This is a genomic window from Poseidonocella pacifica (assembly GCF_900111875.1).
In the GTDB taxonomy this organism is placed as follows: Bacteria; Pseudomonadota; Alphaproteobacteria; order Rhodobacterales; family Rhodobacteraceae; genus Poseidonocella; species Poseidonocella pacifica.
Window position 1 is genome coordinate 802,335 of the sequence record NZ_FOJU01000001.1, and the last position, 19,606, is coordinate 821,940.

General features: G+C 61.2%; 15 protein-coding genes. 7 read left to right on the forward strand and 8 right to left on the reverse strand.

Annotated elements, in window-relative coordinates; all coding sequences use genetic code 11:
* Nucleotides 1-3 precede the first annotated feature (3 nt).
* The gene (locus tag BM234_RS03840) at nt 4-879 is read right to left on the reverse strand and encodes a carbohydrate ABC transporter permease (protein WP_092060760.1); all 876 of its coding nucleotides are present in this window, start codon (nt 877-879) and stop codon (nt 4-6) included.
* A gap of 137 nt (nt 880-1,016) precedes the next feature.
* Nucleotides 1,017-2,453, reverse strand: coding sequence for an extracellular solute-binding protein (locus BM234_RS03845; RefSeq protein ID WP_092060762.1), 1,437 nt, complete (start codon nt 2,451-2,453; stop codon nt 1,017-1,019).
* Between the two features lie 216 nt (nt 2,454-2,669).
* On the opposite strand from BM234_RS03845, the gene BM234_RS03850 reads away from it, so the two are divergent.
* The 4 genes from BM234_RS03850 to BM234_RS03865 all read left to right on the forward strand — a co-directional run bounded on the left by BM234_RS03850 (nt 2,670) and on the right by BM234_RS03865 (nt 6,143).
* A complete protein-coding gene (locus tag BM234_RS03850; protein ID WP_092060764.1) occupies nt 2,670-3,650 on the forward strand; it encodes a sugar-binding transcriptional regulator in 981 nt (326 codons plus the stop codon).
* A gap of 138 nt (nt 3,651-3,788) precedes the next feature.
* The gene (locus tag BM234_RS03855; protein ID WP_092060766.1) at nt 3,789-4,547 is read left to right on the forward strand and encodes an SDR family NAD(P)-dependent oxidoreductase; all 759 of its coding nucleotides are present in this window, start codon (nt 3,789-3,791) and stop codon (nt 4,545-4,547) included.
* Between the two features lie 73 nt (nt 4,548-4,620).
* Nucleotides 4,621-5,349: an SDR family oxidoreductase gene (locus BM234_RS03860; RefSeq protein WP_092060768.1), complete on the forward strand. Its 729-nt coding sequence runs from the start codon at nt 4,621-4,623 to the stop codon at nt 5,347-5,349.
* A 59-nt stretch (nt 5,350-5,408) separates the two neighbouring features.
* On the forward strand, nt 5,409-6,143 hold the full coding sequence (locus BM234_RS03865; RefSeq protein WP_092060770.1) for a glutamine amidotransferase: 735 nt from the start codon (nt 5,409-5,411) through the stop codon (nt 6,141-6,143).
* Here BM234_RS03865 and BM234_RS03870 read toward each other — a convergent pair.
* The 3 genes from BM234_RS03870 to cysS form a co-directional block, all read right to left on the reverse strand.
* Nucleotides 6,140-6,904: a squalene/phytoene synthase family protein gene (locus tag BM234_RS03870; protein ID WP_092060772.1), complete on the reverse strand. Its 765-nt coding sequence runs from the start codon at nt 6,902-6,904 to the stop codon at nt 6,140-6,142. The two genes, BM234_RS03865 and BM234_RS03870, sit on opposite strands and share 4 nt — an antisense overlap.
* The gene (gene cimA, locus BM234_RS03875; RefSeq protein ID WP_092060774.1) at nt 6,901-8,544 is read right to left on the reverse strand and encodes a citramalate synthase; all 1,644 of its coding nucleotides are present in this window, start codon (nt 8,542-8,544) and stop codon (nt 6,901-6,903) included. The genes BM234_RS03870 and cimA overlap by 4 nt, the downstream gene beginning before the upstream one ends.
* A gap of 193 nt (nt 8,545-8,737) precedes the next feature.
* Entirely contained in the window at nt 8,738-10,189 is a 1,452-nt protein-coding gene (gene cysS, locus BM234_RS03880; protein ID WP_092061358.1) for a cysteine--tRNA ligase, read from the reverse strand.
* A gap of 224 nt (nt 10,190-10,413) precedes the next feature.
* Here cysS and BM234_RS03885 point away from each other — a divergent pair, with 224 nt between their 5' ends.
* The gene (locus tag BM234_RS03885) at nt 10,414-11,580 is read left to right on the forward strand and encodes an MFS transporter (protein WP_245752479.1); all 1,167 of its coding nucleotides are present in this window, start codon (nt 10,414-10,416) and stop codon (nt 11,578-11,580) included.
* Here the strand turns inward: BM234_RS03885 and BM234_RS03890 are convergent.
* Nucleotides 11,538-12,182, reverse strand: a complete 645-nt coding sequence (locus BM234_RS03890; protein ID WP_092060776.1) for a sulfotransferase family 2 domain-containing protein — start codon at nt 12,180-12,182, stop codon at nt 11,538-11,540. The genes BM234_RS03885 and BM234_RS03890 overlap by 43 nt on opposite strands.
* A 115-nt stretch (nt 12,183-12,297) precedes the next feature.
* On the reverse strand, nt 12,298-13,464 hold the full coding sequence (locus BM234_RS03895) for an alpha-hydroxy acid oxidase (RefSeq protein WP_092060778.1): 1,167 nt from the start codon (nt 13,462-13,464) through the stop codon (nt 12,298-12,300).
* Nucleotides 13,465-13,587: 123 nt separating this feature from the next.
* Here BM234_RS03895 and BM234_RS03900 point away from each other — a divergent pair, with 123 nt between their 5' ends.
* The gene (locus BM234_RS03900; RefSeq protein ID WP_092060780.1) at nt 13,588-15,867 is read left to right on the forward strand and encodes an NADP-dependent malic enzyme; all 2,280 of its coding nucleotides are present in this window, start codon (nt 13,588-13,590) and stop codon (nt 15,865-15,867) included.
* Nucleotides 15,868-15,923: 56 nt separating this feature from the next.
* Here BM234_RS03900 and BM234_RS03905 read toward each other — a convergent pair whose 3' ends face one another.
* Nucleotides 15,924-17,441: a pentapeptide repeat-containing protein gene (locus tag BM234_RS03905; RefSeq protein ID WP_092060782.1), complete on the reverse strand. Its 1,518-nt coding sequence runs from the start codon at nt 17,439-17,441 to the stop codon at nt 15,924-15,926.
* Nucleotides 17,442-17,598: 157 nt separating this feature from the next.
* On the opposite strand from BM234_RS03905, the gene BM234_RS03910 reads away from it, so the two are divergent.
* Entirely contained in the window at nt 17,599-19,497 is a 1,899-nt protein-coding gene (locus BM234_RS03910; RefSeq protein ID WP_092060784.1) for a propionyl-CoA synthetase, read from the forward strand.
* Nucleotides 19,498-19,606 lie beyond the last annotated feature (109 nt).

The following is a 19,606-nucleotide window of genomic DNA, read 5'->3' on the forward strand; positions in this document are numbered from 1 at the left end:
GCCTCAATCCCTCTTGGTACGCGGTGCAAGCATGGTCACGTAAAGCAGCCAGCAGGACACGATTGTCAGGTAAAGCACGATGACCGAGATGGTCGAACCGTAGCCGTAGTTGGTCTTGGGAAAGACCTCCTTGAAGATGTGCACGCCGACGAACCGCGTCGCCGATCCCGGACCGCCCCCCGTCAGCATCCAGACTTCATCGACGGTGCGAAGCGCGTCCATCAGCCGGATAAAGACCGTCGCGACGACGGCGGGCGCGATCATCGGCAAGGTGATGTGCCAAAAGATTTGCCGCTTGCCGGCTCCGTCGATCTGCGCCTGCTCAAACGGATCGGGCGGCAGGGATACGAGCGCGGCAATCAGCGTCAGCGTGACCAGCGGCGTCCAGTGCCAGACATCCATGAGAACGATCGTGGCGAAGGCCGCGGGCGCAGAGGTGCCGATGTTCATCGTGATGCCGAACCATTCGTCGAGGTAATGCGGGATGATCCCAATCGACGGCGTCGTCATCAACTTCCATACCGACCCGACGATGATCGGCGCCATGATCAGCGGAAGCGTGTGAATGGTGCGAAAGATCGCCTTGCCCGGAAAATCGCGCATGAAGGCCTGCGCAAGGATGTAGCCGAGTATCAACTCCGACACGACGGCGAAAAAGACGAACATCACCGTCACGCCGATGGAATGGAGAAAGGCTGGATCAAAGACGATCTGGCGGAAGTTGTCCGCGCCGTTGAAGACCATCTCCGGATTGACCGCGAACGGGTTCCACGAATGGAACGATACGAACACGACGTAAAAGAATGGCAGGACACCAAAGAAGAACAGGATGACCAGTGTCGGAGCCAGCAGGATCCAGCCAAGTCTTTTGGATTGCATGACGCACCTCCCCGATTGTTCGACACCGCAGGGTGACGAACGGGCATGTTTTTCATAAGAGCTTCGAAGGTTCGGTGTGGGCCGCCGCACGGTGATACCCGCGGCGACCCGATATTTCTAACATCGCTTGCGCGAGATTATTCGCGATATCCGAGTTCGGTCAGGGTCGCTTCGGCGGTGGCCGCCATCTGGTCAAGCCCTTCCTGAACACCGAGATTTCCCGTCAGGATCTGATAGAAGATCGGTGCGGTGGCTTCACGGACCTGCGCATGGAACGGATAGGCAGGCGCACCCGCAAAGAGATAGCCCTTGTCCTTGATCAGGTCATAGTAGCCGCCGAGTTCCTTGTTGAACTCCACAACCTTGGGATCGTCATAGGTCGCGGTGTTGGTCACGCGCGGTGCCGCGACGGCCCAGTCTGGCTGTACCTCGTTCTGGCCGATGTACTGTAGGAAAAGCGCGGTGGCTTCCTTGTTCTTCGACGAATGCGGCAAACCAAATGCGCCGCCATCATAGTAGCCGATATAGCCTTCGCCCGCTTCGACTTCTTCCAGAACACCTTCAGCGAGCGGCGGCAGCGCGACACCCACCTTGCCGACGACGAGCGATTTGCTCTCGTCTGCAGCGATCCAGCCCGCGTTCTCACCATAGACCAGACCCTGAGCCACGCGGCCCGCACCGAATGTGGTACCGACTTCTGTCCATGTAGATGCCGGGCTTTCTGGCGGCGCGATATCGCGCATGCTCAGCCACCACTGCATGGCCTCAACCGCTTCGGGGCCATTCATCTCGCCGCCATTGGCGACCGAAGAGCCATAGTTCTCGTCCGCGTTGATCCCCCAGTTATAGACACCGAAAGTCGGCGCGACGGATTCCCAGTATTCGTACCAGGAGGCGACGTGGCCGGTGTGTGCCTGCGCAGTGGTGCCCCACAGATCCATGTCGTTTTCCTCACCGTAGGCGGTGAAGAACTGCGCGATTTCAGCGTAGTCTGCGTGGTTCGTGGCGGGCTCAAGGTCGCGGCCCGTCTTTTCCTTGAAGGCTTCGCGGATCTCGGGATCTTCGAACAGGTCGGTGCGATAGAGATACACCTTCAGAAAGGCTTCCATGGGCACGCCATAGAGGTGGCCTTCGGAATCCTTGAAGTAATCGGCAAAGGTCGTGAAGTTCGACTCGTCATAGGTCGCGGCCTTGAGGTCCGGATTGTCGGCCAGAAGCTGCGTCAGATCGGTCAGAAAATCGCGTGCGAGATAGGAATAGATGATGTCCTGCTCGATATAGGCCATGTCATAGATGCCGGTGCCGGCCTCCATGTCCTTGATCGCCTTGTCGAACATCTGATCCCAGGAGGTGGTTTCGATATCGACGCGGATACCGGTCAACTCCTCGAACTCGGGCGCAAGCACTTCGCGGATATAAAGAGACGGCGGCGACGATTCCGTCACGCCCCGAATGGTCACGCCCTGATACGGCTCGGCGGCGGATTTCCACCACGCCTCGTCGATCTCGGCAAAGGCCGAACTGGCAGCGACCGTCAATGCAAGCGCGGATGCGCTCAGCTTGAATGTGTTCATCAAAGTCTTCCTCCCATGTGTTGGCAGAGGCCCCTCGGGCGGGAACGACTGCATTCCGCAGTGCGATTCGCGCCACCTCCCCGCCACAGGATGCATTTGTATATCTCGTCATGCAACTGTAATTTTCCAAATGTATGGATTGCAAAGCAATTGTAAAACTGCCAGCTTCACAGTGTTCGGCGCTGGCAAGCGCGCCGGATAAAGGGAGGGGCAAGCTTGGCAAGAGAACCGATCGAAGACAGCGACGCCTTCGTCACGGAGGTCTGCTGGCATTACTATGTGAATGAGATGACCCAAGCGGAAATCGCACGCATGCTCGACGTGACGCGCCTGAGGGTGAATCAGGCGATCCAGCGGGCAAAATCACTTGGCTTCGTGAAGGTACATCTTGAATCGCCCTTCCTGCCCCGTATCGAGATGCAGGAAAACCTGAAGTCCGCCTTGGGTCTGCGCCGTGCCGTGGTCAGCCCATCGAACCAGTCGAGCTATGATTATCACCGCTCTGTCGGGGCGGCTCTGGCCGCGTTGTTGACGGAGCGGTTGGCGACCGGTCAGTGGAAATCCTTTGGCGTGTCCTGGGGCCTGACGCTCGATTCCGCCATTCGTAAATTGTCGCGGCAATCCCATCCGGGGCTAGAGGTCGTCTCGATCCTCGGGGGGACGGCAAAGGGGTCCACGCTCAACTCCTTTGGTATCGCATCGGGGTTCGCCAACGTTCTCGGGGCGGAATACTCCGTTCTGACGGCGCCGATCTATCTGTCCGAGGGCATCGACCGGGCCAAATTCCTTTCACAATATGCGCTCAAGGACCACTTCGAGAAATTCGAAACCCTCGATGCCGTGCTGCTGACCTGTTCCAACGTCTCGGAGAAATCCTTTCTGGTGGAGCATGGCTTGCTGAAGGATTTTACCCCCGCCGACCTCATCGCTGCGGGGGCCATCGGCGACGTGCTGGGCCATTTTCTCGACAAGGACGGTCATTCCGTTTCCGCCGATCTGGACAACCGGACCGTGGGGATGCCGCTCGAACAGGTTCTTGGCGTGCCCGAAAAGATCATGGCAGCCGCTGGCCCCCACAAGGTCGAAATCATCAAGGCCGCCTGTCGGCGCGGCTTGGTCGATACCCTTGTGACCGACGACACCACGGCGCGGCTCCTGCTGGAGGCCGACGCCGCCAGCCCGACAACAGCACACTGAGCGGAGACCGCAGATGCGACACCTCCGCCCTATCCCTTCGCCCGGCCCTCGCGGCCTCAGGTCCGATCCACGCGTCCGCCCGGCTGCGTCGATGGCCCGTTAACCCCACGCCGTCTAATCCCTGAAAGGAGACACTCCATGCCGCTTTCCCAATTTCGCCTCGACGGCAAGATCGCCCTCATTACCGGTGGCAACCGGGGCATCGGCCTCGCCACTGCGCAGCTGTTTGCTCTGGCCGGTGCGCGATGCCTGCTCTCCGCGCGTACCGAAACGGACGAATCCCGCGCCCTGACCGAGAGCGGCAAACATGCCTTCCTTGGCGGTGACATCACCGATCCGGCCACCCCCGACAAACTGGTGGAAGAAACGATCGCACGGTTCGGACGTCTCGATATTCTGGTGAACAACGCAGGTGTCGCCGATGGTGGTGATTTTCACGACTTCGACGACGAGCGGCTTGCCCGGATCATCGATACCAACCTGATCGCCCCATTCCGGGTGGCACGGTCCGCCGTAAAGCCGATGTTGGAACAGGGCTCAGGCAGCATCGTCAACATTGGCTCAATCTCGGGCTATGTCGCCAACAAGCCGCAGCTTCAGGTGGCCTACAATTCGTCCAAGGCCGCGATCCATCAGATGACCAGCGTCATGGCGTTCGAATATGCGGCGCGGGGCATACGCGTCAACGCGCTGGCGCCCGGCTATATCCGAACCCGCATGGCCATCGATGGAATGGAAGATCCGGCGATGAGCAAGGTCTGGGCGGAAAACACCCCGATGGGCCGGTTTGGAACGCCCGAGGAAATGGCCAACTGCATCCTCTTCCTGGCCTCTGACGCCGCGTCTTATGTCACGGGATCGACGCTCGTGGCCGATGGCGGATACATCACGCACTGACGGGGCCGATGGCTCAAAACCGTCCCGGCGGCGTACCGCGCGGCCGGGCCCATACCAACAATCGGAGGCCGGAATGGCTGAGACTCTGAATGGAAAAATCGCGGTCGTCACCGGGGCTGCCTCCGGCATCGGGCTGGCTGCCACCGAAGCGTTGCTGTCCAAAGGCGCGAGCGTCGTGATGGTCGACCGCGACGAAGCGGCGCTGAAGGCATGCACCGAACGACTTGGGGCAAAAGCCATTGCACAGGTCACCAACCTGCTCGATCCCGAAAGCTGCAAGGCCATGGTGCCGGACATCCTCGGCAAGGTGGATCACATCGACATCCTGTATTGCAACGCGGGTACGTATATCGGCGGCGATCTGGATGACACGGACCCCGATACCATTGACCGGATGCTCAACCTCAACATCAACGCGGTGATGAAGAACGTCCACGCCGTGATTCCCCATATGAAACAGCGCGGCACCGGCGACATCTGGGTGACCTGCTCCGTTGCCGGCCATGCCGCGATCCCGTGGGAGCCGGTATATTCAGGTTCAAAATGGGCGATGACCTGCTTTGTACAGACGATGCGCCGTCAGCTGCGCGAACATGGTATTCGCGTGGGGCAGGTCTCTCCGGGACCGGTGGTGTCGGCCCTGCTTGCCGATTGGCCGGCGGATCGCTTGCAAAAGGCCAAGGCCAGCGGATCGATTATCGAGCCGACCGAGGTTTCGGATGCGCTGATCTATGCTTTGACGCGGGGGCGCAACGTGACCATCCGCGACATGATCATCCTTCCCACAGCCTTCGATATCTGAGAAACAGGGCCTGCCTTGTCAGTCATTGCAAGCGCATCGAATGACGGATTGACCGACACGTGGGACCACGACCCTTTCTCATCCTTCAGGCCCGAACCGAGGCCGAAGCCGCTGACAACGAATATGAGGCGTTTCTGTCCCGAGGCGGGCTTTCGGATCGGGACAGCCATCGGGTTTGCCTCGACCGGGAGGCATTGCCCGATGGCATCGACCTTGGTGCCTATGCGGGCGTGATCGTGGGCGGCGGTCCGGGCTGTGTGAGCGATCCCGCGCAGAGCAAGGACCCGGTCGAAGCGCGGATGGAGGCGGCGCTTCTTTCCCTGATGCCGCAAATCACGCAAGGGGATATTCCCTTTCTCGGGTGCTGCTACGGGATCGGCCTGCTGGCGCATCACCTCGGAGCGGAAGTGTCCAAGGCGCGCTATGGCGAAGCGGTTGGCCCCGTTCTGTGCGAACAGACCGGTGAAGACGATCCCTTGCTGGCAGGCTTGCCGCCCCGGTTCGAGGCTTTTGTCGGCCACAAGGAAGCGGTGCAGGAATTGCCCCCCGGCTGTGTGCATCTTCTCAGCTCTGCCCCCTGCCCGTTCCAGATGATCCGGTACAAACGCAACGTCTATGCGACGCAGTTTCACCCGGAGGCTGACGGGGAGGTGTTTGCTCTGCGGGTCGATTTGTATCGCGATCGGGGATATTTCGCCCCTGAAGAAGCGGATGCGCTTATGGCACAATGCCGCGCGTCGGAAACCCAGTATGCCCCGGCCATTTTGCGCGCGTTTGTGGATCGCTTTCGTTAAAACCGGCCGGTCGCGGCCTGCATCATGAGCCGCAGCTTGCGGAAGAACGGACTTGGGACCAAAGCGCCGATCTTGGCCCGCTCCGGGGTTTTTGCCGCCTGTTTCAAGATAGCTCCCGCCAAGTAGCCCGGCAGAAGTGCGGCGCGGGATTCCTTGCCGATCTGTCTGCGCGCGGATCGCGCCCGCTCAAGGGCGGCAAGCCCACGTTTGGCGAAGTCTGCTACGCCGCCGGGGCTACCATCCACCATGGGTATGCGCCCCTGTGCCTCAAGCTCCGGCAGGGCGCAAAGCCAATTGGCGACCCCCGACGCAAAGGCGAAGTCGCGTACCGCACCCTCGTCCGCCGCCCCGAGAAGGCGTGCCGAAGTCGCCATCAACCCACCCGCCGTGGCCGAGATATGTGCATCGAGCGCGGCGTCGTCTGCGAAGGCATCGCGGTAGATGTCCCATCGGCGCGCTTCTACCAGTCGCTGCAAAACCGCCGCGCCCTCCGCGTCGAGCACACCGGCCAGCGGCGTGACGACTTCGTGCCGACGGACCTCGCCGCCCTGCGCAATCTCACCCAAGGCATCGTGCCACCATTGCAGCCGCATCTCGGCGATCATCGCCTCTTGGGTCACCCAAGGGGCGCGGGCAACCTCCACGTTGAACGCGTAGAGGGGAAACAAAACCTCGCGCGCGGGCGGCGGTGCGGCCATTGCGGCGACAAAGCGGTCCGGGTCTCCCCGCTGGACGATTTCGGCGCAGGCGGCGACGCTCATTCCCCGGCGAGCGCCCGCTGCGGAATCTGCACACGGTCACGCAGCAGCTTCCAATTGATCGCATCGAGCAGCGCCTCAAAGCTGGCATCCACGATATTGGGTGACACCCCGACCGTGGACCAGCGCGCGCCCTGTGCGTCCTCGCTATCGATGATGACGCGCGTGACCGCCTCCGTGCCGCCTTGGGTGATGCGCACCTTGAAGTCGACAAGACGCATCTCATCGATGGCGGCCTGGTACGGCCCGAGATCCTTGGCGAGCGCCTTGGCCAGCGCGTTGACCGGCCCCCGGTCAGAGCCGGTTTCATCCATGGATTCGCTAACCGACAGGCGCTTTTCACCGCCGATCTTGACGACGACCACAGCCTCCGAAAGGGAAACCATGCGGTTCTCCTTGTTCTTGCGCCGCTCGACCGTCACCTTATAGCGCTTCACTTCGAAGAAGTCGGGCAGCTGTCCAAGCTCGCGCCGCGCCAGCAACTCAAAGCTCGCCTGCGCGGTGTCATAGGAATAGCCTTCGGTCTCCCGCGCCTTCACCACGTCGAGGATCCGGCCAAGCGCGGGATTGCCTTTTTCGACCTGCACATCCATCTCGCGCAGCCGCTCGCGCAGGTTCGATTGCCCCGCTTGGTTGGACATGGGCACGATGCGCGAATTGCCGACCGCAGAGGGATCAACATGCTCGTATGTGCTCGGGTCCTTGATGATCGCGCTGGCGTGCAGGCCGGCTTTGTGTGCGAAGGCCGAGGCCCCAACATAGGGGCTTTGTTTCTGCGGAACCCGGTTGAGAATATCGTCGAGCAACCGCGCCGTGCGTGTCATGCCCTTGAGGGCCGTCATGGAAACGCCCGTCTCATAAAGGCTCGCATAAGGCTCTTTCAGGAGCAGCGTCGGGATCAGCGCGATGAGGTTCGCATTGCCGCAGCGCTCCCCCAACCCGTTGAGCGTGCCCTGCACCTGCCGCACGCCCGCGTCGATGGCGGCGAGGCTGCCCGCAATGGCGTTGTCGGTGTCGTTATGCGTGTGGATGCCAAGTTGCGCACCGGGGATGCCGGCGGCAATCACCTCGCTGACGATCCGCCCGATTTCGACCGGGAGGGTTCCCCCATTCGTGTCGCACAGCACGCTCCAACGCGCGCCCGCATCATGGGCCGCGCGCAGACATTCGAGCGCATAGGCGGGATTGGCCTTATAGCCGTCGAAAAAATGCTCGGCATCGAAAAGCGCCTCGCGCCCCTGCGCCACGATGTGGGCAACGGACTTGGCGATATTCTCGACATTCTCGGGCAGAGTGATCCCAAGCGCCCGCTCCACGTGGAAATCATGGGTCTTGCCGACAAGGCACACGGCGGAAGTGCCCGCATTGAGCACCGCTGCGAGAACGTCGTCATTCTCCGCGCTCATCCCGGCGCGCTTGGTCATGCCAAAGGCCGTGAAGGTGGCGCGCGTCTCAGGGCGGGCCTCAAAAAAGGCGCTGTCCGTCGGGTTCGCCCCGGGCCAGCCGCCCTCGATGTAATCAACCCCAAGCGCATCCAGCGCCTCGGCGATCTCCATCTTGTCGCCGGTGGAAAACTGCACGCCCTGCGTTTGCTGCCCATCGCGAAGGGTGGTGTCGTAGAGGTAGAGGCGGTCTTTGGTCATGTCATTACCTCTTCCTTGGTGACTTGGTACGGGGCGATCAGCCCCGTGCCGCGCCCGACCCTCCCCGCGGGAGGGCGCATTGGCGAAGTTACTCGCCGCCCAGCCGTCGTCCGATGCCTTTGAGATAAACCGAAGACCTCAGGCGCATCAAAGCGCCCACCCAGGGTCAGGCGCGACACTCTTCTCTGAGCGGTCATTTCAACGCCTCCAGTTTGGAGGGAATGAATTCAGCACCCGGTTCGAGCTCTACTTTATCTTTGTAGGCCTTATACTCTACGCCTGCGCTCTTCAGTTGCTTTTGCAAGAAGTCAACGTCCGAAAAATCGCCGGTTTCAATCGCCTTCTGGCGAAGATTGAAAAGGCGATGACCTGTGGCGAACAAAGCTTCTTGTTGTTCCGAAGGAAGAGAACCCGTCCAGGAGACATGGACGATATAGCCATCTCCTGAAGACTCTATTTGCTCTGAGCAGAAGTGAGAGGGGGGAACATTGTCCTTCCTAAAGCCAAAACCCAAAAGCTCCATCGCGTATCTAAGCTCTTCACGCCGGTTCCGATCGCGAGCTAGCTCATGCATCTTGCTAAGAGCGCCATGTGTATCGAGATCGTTCATCAAGTACGGCAACACAGCCCATCGCCCTTGTGCGTCCGGCTCCGCACCATTGGCCAAGTCATACCATTTCCGCAGCGTCGCCTCCGCCTCCCGCGCCTTCTCTGCCGTCCAGTCCATCGGCTTGCGGTAATGCGTCGAGAGAAACACAAAGCGGATCACCTCACCGGGGATGCCTTGTTCCAGAAGATCCCGCACGGTGAAGAAGTTGCCCAAGGACTTGGACATTTTCTTGCCCTCGACCTGCAGCATTTCATTGTGTAGCCAGACCTGCGCAAAGCCGCCTTCGGGGTTCGCACAGCAGCTTTGGGCGATCTCGTTTTCGTGGTGGGGGAACATCAGGTCGTTGCCGCCGCCGTGGATGTCGAATTTCTCCCCGAGGAGTTCGTAGGACATCGCCGAGCATTCGATATGCCACCCCGGTCGCCCCCGGCCCCATGGGCTTTCCCATCCCGGAAGATCGGGAGTCGAAGGTTTCCAAAGAACAAAATCCATCGGGTTGCGCTTGTAGGGGGCAACCTCCACCCGCGCGCCGGCGATCATGTCATCGACCGTGCGCCCGGAGAGGCGACCGTAGGCGGCATAGCTTTCGACGGCAAAGAGAACGTGGCCCTCGGCCTCATAGGCGTGCCCGCCCGCGATCAGCTTTACGATCATCGCCACCATCTGCGGGATATACTGCGTGGCCCGCGGCATCTCCGTCGGCTCCAGCACGCCAAGCGCGGCCATGTCATCGAGATACCATTGCATCGTCTCGGCCGTGATCTCCCCGATTTCCCGCCCGGATTCCTTGGCCCGCGCGTTGATCTTGTCATCCACGTCCGTGAAGTTGCGGACATAGCGCACGTGATCCGCCCCATAGACATGACGCAGCAGCCGGTAGAGCACGTCGAAGACCACCGCAGGCCGTGCATTGCCCAAGTGGGCCCGGTCATAGACGGTCGGCCCGCAGACATACATCCGCACGTTCATGGGGTCGATCGGCTCAAAGACCTCTTTTTTCCGGGTCATGGTGTTGTGCAACTTGATCGTCGTCATCTTGTCCTCGCGCGCGGGCGTCCGCGGCGGGCTTAGCAACTTCGGATCATCGTGGAAACAGAAGAACGGCCCGCCGGATGGGTTCAGGCAGGAATGCAGCAGCAAATGAGGGGCATTGTTCTCATGTCCACAAGCATACTCCGCCAAAGCGCCGGGCCGCAATCGCTGAATTGACATCTTCCCGGCGCTGACCGAAAGCGGGCGCGACACGGGCCCGGAGTGGAATGATGCGACAGGATTTGGCAACCTCCCGCCCGGTGATGGCGGCCTTTGCGGTGATCGGCCTTTACTGGGGGCCGTTCGCGGCCATGGTGCCCGTGCTCAAGGCCCAGATCGGGGCAAGCGATGGCGTCTTTGGCCTGTGCATGCTGGTGGCGTCGGTTGGAGCCTTGGTCGCGATGTGGCTGGCGCCTTTGGCAGAGCGGCTTCTGGGGCGCCGCGCGATGCCCATTCTGGGGGCCTGCGTCGGGATCTCGTTCCTGCTGCCGGGGCTTGCGCATTCGGTGCCGGTCTTTGCGATCTGCATGCTGCTGGCCAGCATGTCGGCGGGATGCCTTGATGTCGTGATGAACGCGCGCCTCTCGACGCTGGAACGCCGCTCTGGCCGGTCGCTCATGAATCTCAACCACGGGGCCTATTCGCTGGTCTATGCCGCGGCGGCGATGACCACGGGCATCGCGCGGGAGTTGGGGATGCACCCGGTCGCGATTTTCGCCTGCTTCGGGATTGTGACGCTGTGGATGATTTCCGAGATGATCCGCCTGCCGGTCGACGTGGCCCCCACGGACGAGGATTCCGCGGACAAGGCGCCGCTTCCGGCCGGGCCGATCTGGCTCGCCGGGTCCATCATTCTGGTGGCTTTCTTCGGTGAGAACGGAACGGAGGGTTGGTCCGCGCTCTATCTCGAACGCAGCCTTGGAACCGGGGCCGCAGGTGGGGCGCTCGGCCCTGCCCTGCTGGGTCTGACCATGGGATTGGGCCGGATCGCGGGACAACTCGTCAGCGCGCGGATTGACGAATACCGCCTGATCCGCTGGGCCGCGCTCATCGCGGCGTCGGGCGCGCTCATTGCCGCCAGCGCGCCCGTGCCCGTCGTTGCCTATATCGGGTTCGCGGCGCTTGGCCTTGGAATTTCTGTAATCGGACCCACCGTTTATGTCATCGTGGGCCGGGATGTCACCGATGCGGCGCGCACCCATGTCATCGCCCGGATTTCTGCCATCGGCTATCTGGGTTTCTTCATCGCGCCGCCGCTCATGGGGTTCCTGTCCGAATGGTCGGGGCTGTCGGCGGCCTTCGGGATCGTGGCGCTGCTTATCCTCGCGGTGCCGGTTGCGCTTCTGCCTGCCTACCGCCGCTTGCGGGATGGGCTTTCGTCGAGATCAAACTGAAGATACCCGGTGCGCGAGACGGACTCATAAAGCTCAAAATCCGCCGCGCGCGCGGCCCGCACCTCTGCCGCCAGCCCCGGATCGCAGGAGATTTCCATCGACGGGCTGAGGTTGCGCCGCCCGATTTCGACCGGCTCACCAAACCGGGCCTCCAGGAAAGCGTGGACCAGATCGCCGCGGTCCGCCGCAAAGAGGTGATGTACCCGGATCGCACCGTCCGGATCGGTCAGGAAGGTATGCTGCCGCCCGATCTTGGCAAAGGCCGGGGGCCGGTCAAGCAGATGCGCGCGCAAAAACGCGTCAAAGCTGTGCCCCTTGGTAGAGTTGGGGTTGCTGGTCGGCAGGAGCGTTCGGTACCGGTACCAGCTTCCGAGTTGGTCCAGCGGCTCCCGTATCATGGCGAGGCGTTCGGGCACCAACTGGTGCGCTTTCTTCAGGTACGGCGCGAGGGAGCGGTCGAATTTCCGGGTGTTGAGATGCTTCACCGCCGGCTTGTTCCGATAGACGATATCGGCCCGTTTGCGCAGTGCGGATTCGTACGCCGTCGTTCCCGTCTTGGGCACGGCAAAAAACACGAGGTTGGCATCGAAAAAGATCAGCATTTCGCAGGGGCCTTACCCCGTGCCAAGACCCCCTGTCCAGCGTCGCCCGCAGCCTCGGGCAGTCCGACGACGCTTGGAAATGGGTTGAGGACGCCACGCGGGGCGCGCCGCGCGATCACGGCTTCCAGCGGCCTCCGAAATCTTCTGGCACATAGAGCACCGAGCGGTCGAGATCTTGAACCCGCTTTCGCCCGCAAAGCGCCATGGAGGTATCGAGTTCCTTGCGGATCACCTCCAGTGCCGTCGTGACCCCCGCCTGCCCCATCGCGCCCAAACCATAGACATAGGCCCGCCCGAGCATGACGCCCTTGGCCCCGAGCGCGAGCGCCTTGAGCACATCTTGCCCGGAACGAATACCGCCATCCATCAGCACTTCGATTTCTGAGCCGACCTCATCAAGCACCCGTGGCAGCATCGCCACGGAAGAAAGCGCCCCGTCAAGCTGTCGCCCGCCATGGTTCGACACCACGATGGCATCCGCCCCGACCTGCATCGCCATGCGCGCGTCCTCCGGCTCCATGATCCCCTTGAGGATCACCTTGCCGCCCCATTTCTCCTTGATCCGAGCGATCTTTCCCCAATCGAGCGACGGGTCGAATTGCTCTGCGGTCCAGGACGACAACGACGAGGGATCGGACACCCCCTTGGCGTGACCGACGATATTGCCAAAGAAGCGCCGCTTCGTCTGGAGCATTTCCAGCCCCCAGCCCACTTTGGTCATCATGTTGGCGATGGATTTCGGCGTCAGCTTGGGCGGGGCCGAGAGGCCGTTTTTCAGGTCCTTGTGCCGCTGTCCGAGGATTTGCAAATCGACCGTGATGACCAGCGCGGAGCAGTTGGCCGCCCGCGCCCGTTCAATCAGGCGGTCCATGAAATCCTCGTCCTTGAGGGTATAAAGCTGAAACCAAAATGGTTTGCTCGTATGCTCCGCGACGTCCTCGATGGAACAGATCGACATCGTGGACAGCGTATAGGGCACGCCGAATTCCGCGGCTGCCTTCGCGGCCTTGATCTCTCCGTCCGCCTGCTGCATTCCGGTCATCCCCACCGGCGCGAGCGCGACCGGCATGGCGACCTTTTCGCCGATGATCTCGGATTGGGTCGATCGCCCGTCCATATCAACCGCGATCCGCTGTCTCAGGCGCAGCTTTTCAAAGTCGGTCACGTTCTCCCGAAAGGTCTGTTCGGTCCAGCTTCCGGATTCGGTGTAATCATAGAACATCTTGGGCACCCGCCGACGGTAGATGCGTTTGAGGTCTTCGATCTCGGTGATGACGGGCATGACAGACTCCCAATTGGTCAACTCGGATTACCAATTCCACGGGGCCGCATCAAGCACGGGGCCTTTCCCCCGCGGAAAATTTTGCTTAACGCTATTCTCAAAAGAGAAAGTGGGAAGGACCAGATGACCGACCAGAGCAACGACGCCGCCCGTCAGGCCGCGCTCGACTATCATGAATTTCCCCGCCCCGGTAAGCTCGAGATCAGAGCGACCAAGCCCATGGCCAATGGGCGGGACCTGTCGCGCGCCTATAGCCCCGGCGTTGCGGAGGCCTGTCTTGAGATCAAGGCGGACCCGACGAACGCGGCGCGCTTCACCGGTCGCGGAAATCTCGTGGCTGTTGTCTCCAACGGAACGGCCGTTCTGGGCCTTGGCGATATCGGCGGTCTCGCCTCCAAACCGGTGATGGAGGGCAAGGCCGTGCTCTTCAAGAAATTCGCCGGAATCAACTGTTTCGACATCGAGCTTAATGAGCGCGACCCCGAAAAACTCGCCGAGATCGTCTGTGCGCTGGAGCCGACGTTTGGTGCCGTGAACCTTGAGGATATCAAGGCGCCGGATTGCTTTATCGTGGAGAAGATCTGCAAGGAGCGGATGAACATTCCCGTCTTCCACGATGACCAACACGGAACAGCGATCGTCGTAGGGGCCGCGGCCAAGAACGCGCTTCATGTCGCGGGCAAGGCCTTTGAGGATATCAAGATCGTCTCAACAGGTGGCGGCGCGGCGGGAATTGCCTGTCTCGACATGCTGATGAAGATGGGCGTCAAACGCGAGAACATCTGGCTCTGCGACGTGCATGGACTTGTCTATGAGGGCCGCGAGCAGGACATGAACCCGCAAAAGGCCGCCTACGCTCAAAAGACCGACAAGCGCACGCTGGGTGAGGTGATCGACGGAGCGGATCTGTTCCTCGGGCTCTCGGGGCCGAACGTGCTCAAGCCCGAAATGGTCGCCAAGATGACCAAGCAACCGATCATCTTTGCCCTCGCAAATCCCCACCCGGAGATCATGCCCGATGCGGCCCGCGCGGTCGCCCCGGATGCGATCATCGCGACGGGGCGGTCCGATTATCCCAATCAAGTCAACAACGTGCTGTGCTTTCCGTTCATCTTCCGCGGCGCGCTGGATGTTGGCGCGCGGGAGATCAACGATGAGATGAAGCTGGCCTGTATCGATGGGTTGGCGGAACTGGCCCGCGCCACATCAAGTGCAGAGGCGGCAGCGGCTTATCACGGCGAGTCGATGAATTTCGGCCCCGACTATCTCATCCCCAAGGCGTTCGATCCCCGTCTGGTGAGCGTGGTGTCAAGCGCGGTTGCGCTTGCCGCCATGAAGAGCGGCGTGGCGGAGCGCCCGATCGAGGATTTCGAAGGCTACCGCGATCGTCTGAACCAATCGGTGTTCAAATCTGCCCTGCTCATGCGTCCCGTCTTTGAGGCGGCCCGCACGGCCTCCCGGCGCATCGTTTTCGCCGAGGGTGAGGATGAACGCGTGCTTCGGGCCGCGCAGGCGATCCTTGAGGAGACGACGGACAACCCCATCCTCATTGGCCGCCCCGAGGTCATTGAAACGCGCTGCGAACGGCTTGGCCTGACCATCCGTCCAGAGCGTGATGTGGATATCGTCAATCCGGAAAATGATCCCCGTTACCGGGATTACTGGACCACATATCACGAACTCATGGCCCGCAGCGGCGTCACCCCCGATCTGGCGCGCGCGATCATGCGCACGAATACAACTGCCATCGGCGCGGTCATGGTTCATCGCGGGGATGCGGACAGCCTGATCTGCGGCACCTTTGGACAGTATCGCTGGCATCTCAAGTATCTACAGGATGTGCTTGGTCGCGACGGGTTGCGCCCGCAGGGTGCGCTTTCGATGATGATCATGGAAGACGGCCCGCTTTTCATCGCCGATACCCATGTCCGGTCCGAGCCAACGCCGGAGCAACTGGCTGAAACGGCGATCGGCGCGGCGCGGCATGTGCGCCGCTTTGGTGTGACCCCCAACATCGCGCTCTGCGCCCATTCCCAATTCGGCAACCTCGATTGCGATACTGGCACCAAGATGCGTCGCGCGATCGAGATACTGGATCAGAAGGGGGTCGATTTCTGCTATGAAGGCGAGATGAACATCGACTCCGCGCTCGACCCGGCGATCCGGGAGCGGATCCTGCCCGGCAATCGGATGAAGGGCGCGGCAAACACGCTGATCTTTGCCCATGCAGATGCGGCCTCCGGGGTGCGCAACATCCTGAAGATGAAGGCAAACGGGCTGGAAATCGGGCCGATCCTGATGGGGATGGGCAACCGGGCGCATATCGTGACACCGTCGATCACGCCGCGCGGCCTGCTCAACATGGCGGCCATCGCGGGCACGCCAGTGTCGATCTACGGCTGATGTCTTATGGTACAGGGCGGCTGGCGTGCCCTGTACCACCCCACCCCCTCAAACCATCAGCACCGCCCACCGGTATGCATCGAGAACCTCCGATGCGCATTCTTGGGGCGCTCTGCATCCTGCGCCGGGTCGATGCCATCGCACCCGTCCGGAACGTTTTCGGCCCCGAAGCGGCAGAGATAGGTTCGGTCCTCCGCCGTCAGCCCCGTTGCCCCCGCAAAATTCGCGCCCCGAACGATCGGGCCAAACTCCCAGGCATTCTCTTCAATCCCCGAAGGATCAAAGGCGTTGCCCCCCACCGGATAGGGCCACGCCTCTGGAATCTGCTCTTTGGCCCGTCCGAACTGCGCACCGGTGAAATCCGCATTGCTCAGGTCGGACCCGTAAAAGATCGTGGTGTTGAGCGTTGCTCCGGCAAAGGAAGCCTCAGCCAACGAAACCGTGTCGAAGGCCACGTAATTCAGCGCCGTAGGCGCGGACGAAACCCTCTGATCGAAGAACTTGCCGAGCGTCGAGGAACTCGACGATCCAATTTCGTCATCGAAGCGGGTGTTCCGCATATTGGTGCCGAGGAAGCGCACGTTTACTAATCGTGCATGGCGGAAATCGGCCGCGGTTGCGGTGCCGTCGATTAGCGAGATGTCGCGCAAATCGCTATACGACAGATCGGCCAGCGCAATATCGCCACGACAGGCACTTAGCGTCTCAAGTGTGATACCCGAGAGCTTGGCCTTGGTCGTGTCCTGATATGAAAAATCGATACCAGTGATTGTGATACCGTCGAGGATCACCGGTTTCTCCAAGAAGGGCCCGGTGGCATAACTCCAGAGAGCGGGGCTGGTGAGTTGCCGGATTGTGGCGGGATCGGCGCCATGGGCCGGGTCCGCCGCGCCGCGGTTGAGCCAGACCAGCTCGCGAATTCCATTGCCGCCGGGGGCAAGGGCAAGCGCATTGACCAAGGCAGAGACGAATTGCCCGGATTCTCGCCGCGCGATGTCCAGACGAACAAGATCCTCGCCCTCTTTCTCAGACACAAGAAGCGCGCTCTTTGCCGGATCATCAAACCCGAGTATGGTGAGTGAATCCCGATCAAGGACCTGACGGAGGGAGAGCAGGTCCGTCTCAGGCGTGATCGATCCTTCCAAGTTTTCCAATGAATTGCGCAGTGTGGTGAGGGCCCGCTGCTCAACCCGTATAGCTTCCTTCAGGTGCGCGGTGAGAAGCGGCACGGATTCCTGCGCCTGTAGCGTGCCGATTGCCAGAGCGGCAGAGGTGCGTCTTTCAGGGTCGGACAGCGCCGGAGCGAATGTCGCAATCGTCTCTCGCAGGTTTTGTTCCAACTCGGTCCGCGCCAGACGGGTTTTCTCATGTTCGGTCAGCAGGAAAGTTATCACCGCGCCGAATAAACCGCCGACTGTCACCACGACGCCGATCATTTTGGTCGCCCGGTCAATATTGAGCCGCGCCCAGAATCCTTTCTTGGGCGTCGGAGCAAGCGAGCGGCGCTTTTCCTCTGCCAACTGGTCAAGCCAGTCTCCGAGGCTCTGCGCAAGGCGGTCTGGAATCTCCGGCATCTTGGGGCACCTGCATGAGGCTCAGATCACTATTCCCCACATCTGACCTTACGGCAAGAAGCGGCGCGACATGGTGGCGCCAACAGTCGTGCGAAACATTCTTGCTCCCGCGCACCCCAATGCGTATTCAAGTTGCAAGACGACAGGGAGAATGCACATGCGCTACGCCGAAGTCTATGAGAGTTGGCAACAGGACCCGGAACGGTTCTGGCTCACTGCGGCGCAGTCAATCGATTGGGATCACGCGCCTAGCCGTACTCTCGATGCCACCCGGGCCCCGCTCTATGACTGGTTCGCGGATGGGCAGGTCAACGGATGTTGGAATGCGGTCGATCGCCATGTCGCGGCAGGTCACGGTGAGCGTGTTGCCATCATCCACGACAGTCCGATCACCGGAACAGTCACCAAGATCACCTACGCGGAATTGCAGCATAAGGTGACCAGACTGGCCGGCGCTCTCTCTGCGCGCGGTGTGGTGAAGGGAGACCGCGTGGTGATCTATATGCCCATGGTGCCGGAGGCGCTTGTGGGTATGCTTGCCTGCGCACGGATCGGGGCCGTGCATTCGGTTGTGTTCGGTGGGTTCGCGGCGCACGAATTGGCCGTGCGTATAGATGACGCGCGACCCAAAGCGGTTCTGGCCGCGAGTTGCGGGATAGAGCCGGGTCGGGTCGTACACTACAAACCGCTCCTCGACTCCGCGATTGAACAAGCCACCCACAAACCTGACATCTGCTTGATCTTTCAGCGAGAGCAGGAGCGTGCGCCGCTGATCCCTGGCCGAGATGAAGATTGGGAAGAGGCCTCAGCCGCAGCGGAGCCGGTTGACTGCCTGCCCGTTGAAGGAAACCATCCGGCCTATATCCTTTATACCTCTGGCACGACCGGCGCTCCGAAGGGGGTCGTGAGGCCCACTGGCGGGCACCTCGTGGCGCTGGACTGGACGATGACCAACATTTACGACGTGGCGCCGGGAGATGTGTTCTGGGCCGCGTCGGATGTCGGCTGGGTCGTGGGGCATTCCTATATCTGTTACGCACCGCTCATTCATGGCTGCACCACGGTGGTCTTTGAGGGCAAGCCCGTGGGAACGCCCGATCCCGGCACCTTCTGGCGGGTTATCGCGGACCATGGCGTCAAGGTGCTGTTCACCGCGCCCACGGCGTTTCGCGCGATCAAGAGAGAAGATCCCGCCGGTGAGTATCTGAAGGCGCACGATATTTCGTCGCTCAAGACACTTTTCCTCGCCGGGGAGCGGGCCGACCCCGACACCGTCCGCTGGGCCGAGACCCTTTTGCAGGTGCCGGTGATAGATCATTGGTGGCAAACCGAGACAGGCTATACCATCGTGGGCAACCCGATGGGGATAGAGCCCCTGCCGGTCAAGACCGGCTCCCCCACGGTTCCGATGCCCGGCTATGAGGTGCACATCCTCGACGACGGAGGGCACGAAGTTCCGGCAGGAACGCTTGGAGCGGTCGCGATCAAGCTCCCCCTGCCCCCGGGCACCGTATCGACGCTCTGGAACGCAGAGGACCGGTTCGTCAAAAGTTACCTGAGCACCTTCCCCGGCTATTACGAGACGGGCGATGCTGGCATGATGGATGAGGATGGATACCTCTATATCATGGCGCGCACCGATGATGTCATAAATGTCGCGGGGCACCGGCTTTCGACGGGAGGCATGGAGGAGGTTCTGGCCGATCATCCCGATGTCGCGGAATGTGCGGTGATCGGCGCGGCGGATGCCCTCAAGGGGCAGGTTCCGGTCGGTTTTGTCTGTCTCACCAAGGGTGTAGACCGACCCCATGACGATATTACCCGCGAATGCGTGGCGCGCGTACGTGACCAGATCGGCCCTGTTGCCGCGTTCAAATGCTGTGTTGTGGTCGACCGTTTGCCCAAAACCCGGTCGGGCAAGATCCTGCGGGCAACCATGGCGCGGCTGGCCGATGGGGAAGGGTTCAAGATGCCCGCGACAATCGACGATCCGGCCATTTTGGATGAGATCAAGACCGCGCTTCAGACACTTGGGCTGGCCGCCGCGAAATCCTAGCCGCCTATCAAACGTGCTTTGCTGAAAACTTCGCCCAAGATCACACGCCGATGAAAGGTTCTGTTAACTTAATCAGCCTTAAGTTGAGGTGAAGCTTAAGGAATTGCGT